At 66.4% G+C, this 6,654-nt stretch carries 6 protein-coding genes and 1 pseudogene; 6 read left to right on the forward strand and 1 reads right to left on the reverse strand.

Annotated elements, in window-relative coordinates; translation table 11 throughout:
• Window positions 1-194 (reverse strand): annotated as a pseudogene (locus tag DBR23_RS10850) (ribulose-phosphate 3-epimerase); the annotation flags it as partial.
• Between the two features lie 89 nt (window positions 195-283).
• On the opposite strand from DBR23_RS10850, the gene apaG reads away from it, so the two are divergent.
• The 6 genes from apaG to DBR23_RS10880 all read left to right on the forward strand — a co-directional run.
• Window positions 284-691 carry a Co2+/Mg2+ efflux protein ApaG gene (apaG, locus tag DBR23_RS10855; RefSeq protein WP_056748068.1) on the forward strand — a complete coding sequence of 136 codons (408 nt, stop codon included), beginning with the start codon at window positions 284-286 and terminating at the stop codon, window positions 689-691.
• 88 nt (window positions 692-779) lie between these two features.
• Window positions 780-2,798 carry a site-specific recombinase gene (locus DBR23_RS10860; protein ID WP_108498246.1) on the forward strand — a complete coding sequence of 673 codons (2,019 nt, stop codon included), beginning with the start codon at window positions 780-782 and terminating at the stop codon, window positions 2,796-2,798.
• A 158-nt stretch (window positions 2,799-2,956) separates the two neighbouring features.
• Complete coding sequence (locus DBR23_RS10865) at window positions 2,957-4,219, forward strand: cation:proton antiporter (protein WP_056065273.1); 1,263 nt, start codon at window positions 2,957-2,959, stop codon at window positions 4,217-4,219.
• The gene (locus DBR23_RS10870) at window positions 4,209-5,336 is read left to right on the forward strand and encodes a YbdK family carboxylate-amine ligase (protein WP_056065271.1); all 1,128 of its coding nucleotides are present in this window, start codon (window positions 4,209-4,211) and stop codon (window positions 5,334-5,336) included. The genes DBR23_RS10865 and DBR23_RS10870 overlap by 11 nt, the downstream gene beginning before the upstream one ends.
• A gap of 56 nt (window positions 5,337-5,392) precedes the next feature.
• Complete coding sequence (gene thiL / locus DBR23_RS10875; RefSeq protein ID WP_108498245.1) at window positions 5,393-6,367, forward strand: thiamine-phosphate kinase; 975 nt, start codon at window positions 5,393-5,395, stop codon at window positions 6,365-6,367.
• Window positions 6,368-6,487: 120 nt separating this feature from the next.
• On the forward strand, window positions 6,488-6,654 hold a 167-nt coding region (locus tag DBR23_RS10880; RefSeq protein ID WP_108498247.1), incomplete at its 3' end, for a DUF2892 domain-containing protein.

Consider the following 6,654-nt stretch of genomic DNA (forward strand, 5'->3'; position numbering starts at 1 on the left):
GCAGGCGTTTTGGCGTGGGGCTTCAAGGCCTGGCAGACCATGGGGCCAAACGTCAGGTTGGGCACGTAATGGTTGTCCATCACGTCAAAGTGAATCCAGTCGGCGCCAGCGGCAATGACATTGCGCACTTCCTCGCCCAGGCGGGCAAAGTCGGCGGAAAGGATAGAGGGGGCGATTTGGAATGTGCGGCTCATCCCCCGATTGTCGCAAAGCGCAGAACCACTGGGGGTTTTGGCACTTGGGAGTTGCCCACACACGGGGCGGCACGGTTACCATGCGGCCCATGCCAAAGTACCAGTTTGACGTGGAAGTGCTGCCCGAATACCTGCCCGAGCAGTCAGCGCCGGACACCGGGGTGTTCAGCTTCGCCTACACCATCACCATCACCAACGCAGGGGACGCGCCCGCCCAGCTGATCTCGCGACACTGGATCATCAGCGACGCGCGCGGCCACACCGAAGAGGTCAAGGGCCTGGGCGTGGTGGGACAGCAGCCACTGCTCAAGCCGGGTGAGTCGTTCCAGTACACCAGCGGCTGCCGCCTGCGCACCTCCAGTGGCACCATGCACGGCACCTTCCATTGCGTGGCCGAAGATGGCGAGCCTTTCAATACCCCGGTGCCCTTGTTCGTGCTGGAGGCGATCAGCCACGGCCCGTCGGGTGAGCCCCTGAGCGGCCGGGTGCTGCATTGAAGAACCATTCCCACAGCCCCCATGCCCACCCTTCCATGGGACCGCTATCCATCGGATGGGCGGCTTTTCCTATGGGGGCCGGCCACCCATGAAAAATTCCGCCGAGCCCAAAGACCTGGCCCACCTGCTGGCGGCGCTGGACCCTGCCGCCGACCTGGCCCATCGCCACCTCTGGCTCATCCACCTGCTGGACTGGGTGCGCGGCAAGCGTGATTCGGTGCCTGCCGCGGTGGGCCGGGTGCAGCTTTTCATCGATGCGGTCGCGGCACGGCCCGATATTCAGCAGCGGCTGCAGGCCTGGTGGGCGACGCTGGTGGACCAGGTAGACATCACCACCTTGCTGGCTGACTTTGGCTTTGCACCCCGCACCGCCCTGGTCAGCGAGATGGCCGAACGCTTGCGCACCAAGCTGCTGCCGGGCAGCCCAGAGACCATCGATGCGTCCGAACTGTTCATGCTGGCCTTGCCCAGTGCGTTCGACGCGCAATGGCTGGCCGCACTGGATGAAGCCACCCTGAACCGCCTGGTGATGTTGCTGGCCCAGGACAACGCCGATGAGCGCCCAGGCGGCGCGACACGCTGGCACCGCGCCTTGTTGGATGCCATCACCTACTGTGCAGGGCAAATCCTCTCGACCGGCTTTGCACCCGAACTGCGACTGCGCATGAGCGAATCTGCACGGGAGGCACAACCCTTCCACGCCCTCATCCGCGACGTGGAAAGCCTGCGGGTCGAGGTGCTGCACGCGCTGCGCACACCCGACCGGCTGGACGCATCCGCCCAGCGCCTGCGCGAACGCCTGGAGGCCTGCCGCGCGGCGGCTGCCACCGTCTATACGCATTTCGAGGACAACGGCATTTCGGTGGGGCTGGTGTTCCGGCTGCGGCAGCTGCGCGAGCGCATCTTGCGCGTGCGCGTGTTGCTCGACTGCCTGCTGTCCGCGCAGCCCGCAGTCACTGCGGCGCAACTCATGGCACAGCTGGTGATGGTGGGACAGGAGCGGCGCAGCCTGCGCGCGCTGCTGGCCTCCAACTCCTCGCTGCTGGCAGCCAAGGTGGCCGAGCGCAGCGCCGAAACGGGCGAGCACTACATCACCCGCACCAGTGCCGAATACCGCTCCATGCTGCGCAAGGCGGCAGGCGGCGGTGCGCTGATGGCCTTCACCACACTGATCAAGTTTGGCCTGTATGCGCTCGCGCTCTCGGCCTTCTGGGGCGGCTTCATGGCGGGCATCAACTATGCCGTGAGCTTTGTGTTGATCCAGTTGCTGCACTTCACGGTGGCCACCAAACAACCTGCCATGACCGCGCCTGCCATGGCGGCCAAGCTCAAGGAGCTGGGCACCGGCGATGCGATCGAGTCGTTCGTGGACGAGATCACGCACCTGGTGCGCTCGCAGGTGGCTGCTGTGCTGGGCAATGTGCTGGTGGTGTTCCCGGCCGTGCTGGCGCTGGCTGCACTGATTGCACTGGCCACGGGCCACCCGGCCATCAGCGAGAAGCAGGCCGAGCATGTGTTCGAGTCCCTGCACCTGCTGGGGCCGTCGCTGTTCTTTGCCGCCTTTACCGGGGTGCTGCTGTTTGCCTCCAGCATCATCGCGGGCTGGACAGAGAACTGGTTTGTGCTGCACCGCATGGACTCGGCCCTGCACTACAACCCGCGCATCACCGGACTATTGGGTGCCGAGCGCGCCGCGCGCTGGGCGCGCTTCCTGCGCGAGAACCTGTCGGGTTTTGCAGCCAACATCTCGCTGGGTTTCATGCTGGGCCTGGTGCCTGCTTTCGCTGCGTTTTTCGGCTTGGGGCTGGATGTACGGCACGTCACCCTCTCCACCGGGCAGGTGGCGGCCGCCGGCGCCACGCTGGGTCTGCAGGTGCTGCAGTTGCCCGCGTTCTGGTGGGCGGTAGCCTCACTCCCGTTCTTGGGCGCACTGAATGTGTCGGTGAGCTTTTATCTGGCCTTCAGTCTGGCGCTGCGTGCACAGAACGTGAGCGGCGTGGACCGCTCGCGCATCTATGCCGCCATCCGCGCCCGCCTGCGCACCGCGCCGCTGAGCTTTTTTGTGCCCGAGCGGCGGGGGCCACTGGCGACAACGGCACAGGACTGAGGCGAAACCGCCGCCTCTGTCCTACAAGGGCGGAGTGTTTCCGCCTGTAAATTCAAGGGCCCAACGCCCCAGCGCACCCCGTCCCATCTGCGGAGGGCCTGTGCGCCGGGGCCTCCACTCCAACGGGCAGCGCCCGTCTGACGCAGAGGTCCGATGACATGAATGAAATCCTGAGCTTTTGGGCGCAGTGGCTGCGCCCCTCGGCCGGGCTGCCCACGGTGCAATGGTCACTGCTGCTGGCGGTAGCCGCCATGGCAGGCTATCTCACCCAACGCCACACCGGCCTGCCCAAGGTGGTGGGCTATTCGCTGGTGGGCACGGCAGCCGGCCTGGCAGGCTTCAGCGGTGCAGTCTGGCCGCTGCAGGGCATTGGCCTGTTCCTGCTGGAGCTGGGCGTGGCCATTGTGCTGTTCGAATGTGGCGGCCGTATCCCGCTGCGCTGGTTCCGCCACAACCCCATGGTGCTGGTGCAGAGCATTGCCGAATCGGTGCTGACCTATTTCGCGGTGTACTGGGTGCTGGTGTGGCTGCAGCTGCCGCCCCAGGCGGCTGGCCCGCTGGCCCTGGTGGCGCTGGCGGCATCTCCTGCAGTGCTGACCCGTGTGGTGGCCGACACCCGTGCCGCCGGCCCGGTGACCGAACGCGCCATTGTGCTCACCACCCTCTCCACGCTGTATGCCCTGACCCTGGGCAGCGCCAAGGCAGAACTCATCAACCGCCAGAGTCTCACCGTGCTGGAGGCCGTGTCGCCCGTGGTGGTGGTGCTGGGCGTATCGATCGTGGTGGCCGCCGTGCTGGCCCTGGTGCTGCGCATGGCGCTGCGCTTCATGAGCCCCACCAGCGAAAACACCTCAATGCTGTTCCTGGCCCTGGTGGCTGCAGGCACGGCAGTGGCCGCTCACATGGGTGGCTCGGCACCACTGGCCGCGCTGCTTGGGGGCATGCTGCTCAAACAGCTCAACCCGCGCCCCTGGGCCTGGCCGCGGCAACTGGGCAATGCATCGTCCCTGCTCACCATGCTGATGTTCGTGCTGGTTTCCACCGTGGCAGCGCAGGCCGACTGGAGCGCGCCCGTGGCCGGTGTGGTGCTGGCCCTGATTGCCGTGCGCCTGCTGGCCAAGGCCACCGGCGTGGCGCTGGGCAATGTGGGCAGCGGCGCCAGCTGGAAGCAGGCGCTGTGGGTGGGCTGCGCGATGACCCCCATGTCCTCCATCGCCCTGCTGATCGCCTCGCAGTTTGTGCTCGCGTCGCCTTCCACCGGCCATGTGATCGCGGGTGTGGCGCTGCCCGCCATCTTGCTGATGGAGGTATTTGGTGCCGTCATTGCCACCGTGGCCATTTACCGTGCGGGCGAAAGCTCCAAACCCTGGGCACCCCTGACCCGCAGCAACAACAACGGAGAGTCCCCCCGTGAGTCTTGAAGCCTTCACCCATTCCGAGCCGCTGACGCTGGGCGTCGAGCTGGAGCTGCAGCTGGTCAACACCAACGACTACGACCTGGCGCCCTACGCCGAGGACATGCTGCGCCTCATGAAGAAAACCCCGCTGCCCGGTAGCGTGGTGCCCGAGATGACGAACAGCATGATCGAAATCTCCACCGGCATCTGCCACTCGGCCAGCGAGGTGCTGGGCCAGCTCACGCCCATCCGCGATGCGCTGGTCAAAAGCGCCGACAAGCTCAACATTGCCGTGGTGGGTGGCGGCACGCACCCGTTCCAGCAGTGGCACGAGCGACGCATCTACGACAAGCCGCGCTTTCGCGAGCTGTCCGAGCTGTACGGCTACCTGTCCAAGCAGTTCACCATCTTCGGACAGCACGTGCACATTGGCTGCCCGGATGCCGATGCGGCGCTGCTAATGCTGCACCGCATGTCGCGCTACATCCCGCACTTCATTGCGCTGTCGGCGTCCAGCCCCTACGTGCAAGGGCAGGACACGGCATTTGACTCGGCCCGGCTCAACTCGGTGTTCGCGTTCCCCTTGTCGGGCCGCGCACCGATGGCACTGACCTGGGACGACTTCACGACCTACTTCAACAAGATGACCCGCACGGGCGTGGTCAAGAGCATGAAGGACTTCTATTGGGACATCCGCCCCAAGCCCGAGTTCGGCACCATCGAGATCCGCGTGTTCGACACGCCGCTCACCATCGAGCGCGCTGCGGCCCTCGCGGGCTACGTGCAGTCGCTGGGCGCGTGGTTCCTGGCCGACCAGCCCTTCATGCCCGAAGAGGACGACTACCTCGTGTACACCTACAACCGCTTCCAGGCCTGCCGGTTTGGCATGGACGCGGTGTATGTGGACCCGGCCACGGGCGACCACATGCCGCTGCGCGAGCACATCCTGCGCACCATGGACAAGATCGCAGGCCACGCGGCCGTACAGGGCGCGTCAAGCGCCATGCACATGCTGCGCACCGAGGTCGAGGCGGGGCAGAACGATGCCCGCTGGCTGCGCCAGCGCCAGAGCGAAGAGCAGCTGCTGGCCGAGGTAAGCCGCCAGGCAGCGCAGCGCTTTCGCGGCGCGGCAGCCGGCTGAGAATCTGGCACGCCCCTCCACCAGCTGCCCGCTCTTATCCCACTCACAATCGGGGCATGGGTGAATTTGACTTGATTGCGCGCTACTTCACGCGCCCCGTTCGCCACGCCGTGCTGGGCGTGGGCGACGACTGTGCCTTGCTGGCACCGCGCCCCGGCATGCAGCTGGCCATCAGCAGCGACATGCTGGTGGAGGGCCGCCACTTCTTTGCCGACGTCGACCCCGAAGCCCTGGGCCACAAGGCGCTGGCCGTGAACCTGTCCGACCTGGCGGCGTGCGGCGCCAAGCCGCTCGCGTTCACGCTGGCCCTGTCACTGCCCCGGGTGGATGAGGCCTGGCTCGCAGGCTTCTCGCGCGGGCTGCTGGCGCTGGCCGATGCCCACGGCTGCGAGCTGGTGGGCGGCGACACCACGCAGGGCCCGCTCAACATCTGCATCACCGTGTTTGGCGAGGTACCCACCGGCCAGGCCCTGCTGCGCAGCCGCGCACAGCCCGGCGACGACATCTATGTGAGTGGCACGCTGGGCGACGCCAGGCTGGCGCTGGAGGCGCTGCTCGGCCACATCGCCCTGCCCGCCGAGGTGCTGGCCCGCGCCCGCCAGCGGCTGGAGCGCCCCACCCCGCGCGTGGCCCTGGGCCTGGCCTTGCGCGGCGTGGCGACCAGCGCCATGGATGTGAGCGACGGGCTGCTGGGCGACCTGTCGCACATCCTCCAAGCCTCGGGGGCAGGGGCCTGTATCGACACCTCAAAAACTATAAATTTGATAGCAGCAAAGGCATATTCGACTAGCGCAACCAGCCCATTGGACCCCGAACTGGTCCACCAATGCACCTTGGCGGGCGGTGACGACTACGAGCTGGCCTTCACCGCCCCGCGCGCGCGGCGTGACGCGGTGGCCGCCTCGGCGCAGGCAAGCGGCACACCCGTCACCCGCATCGGCACCGTGCTGGCTGAGCCAGGCCTGAGGCTGGTGGACGCGCAGGGACAGGCGGTGGAGAACCGTTACGCCTCGTTCGACCATTTCCGGTGACGGATGGTGGCAGGCAAAAATTTTTTGCAACCCATGAATCCTTTTGCGCAACCAGCCGCTCTTGGTAGGGAAGGTGCCCTGTGCCGGCGCCTTCATTTCCCCACCAAGGAGTTTTTCACCATGCTGTACCGCAAGAACATCACCCGCCCCGAAAGCCTGCTGCGCGTTGCAGGGGGCGTCGCCCTCATCGCTGCAGGCCTGTGGTGGATGTCCGCATCGCCCCTGGGCCTGGCATTGGCCGCCTCGGGCGTTGGCAGCATTCTGAGCGGCGCGTTTGGCTACTGCCC

This window comes from Acidovorax sp. HMWF018 (assembly GCF_003061035.1).
Classification (GTDB): Bacteria; Pseudomonadota; Gammaproteobacteria; order Burkholderiales; family Burkholderiaceae_C; genus Acidovorax; species Acidovorax delafieldii.

What these genes read in the sequence shown, in the direction of transcription:
- thiL (WP_108498245.1), top strand. Translation starts at nt 5,393, where the DNA reads ATGGGTGAATTTGACTTGATTGCGCGCTACTTCACGCGCCCCGTTCGC.
- DBR23_RS10860 (WP_108498246.1), top strand. Translation starts at nt 780, where the DNA reads ATGAAAAATTCCGCCGAGCCCAAAGACCTGGCCCACCTGCTGGCGGCG.
- DBR23_RS10865 (WP_056065273.1), top strand. Translation starts at nt 2,957, where the DNA reads ATGAATGAAATCCTGAGCTTTTGGGCGCAGTGGCTGCGCCCCTCGGCC.
- apaG (WP_056748068.1), top strand. Translation starts at nt 284, where the DNA reads ATGCCAAAGTACCAGTTTGACGTGGAAGTGCTGCCCGAATACCTGCCC.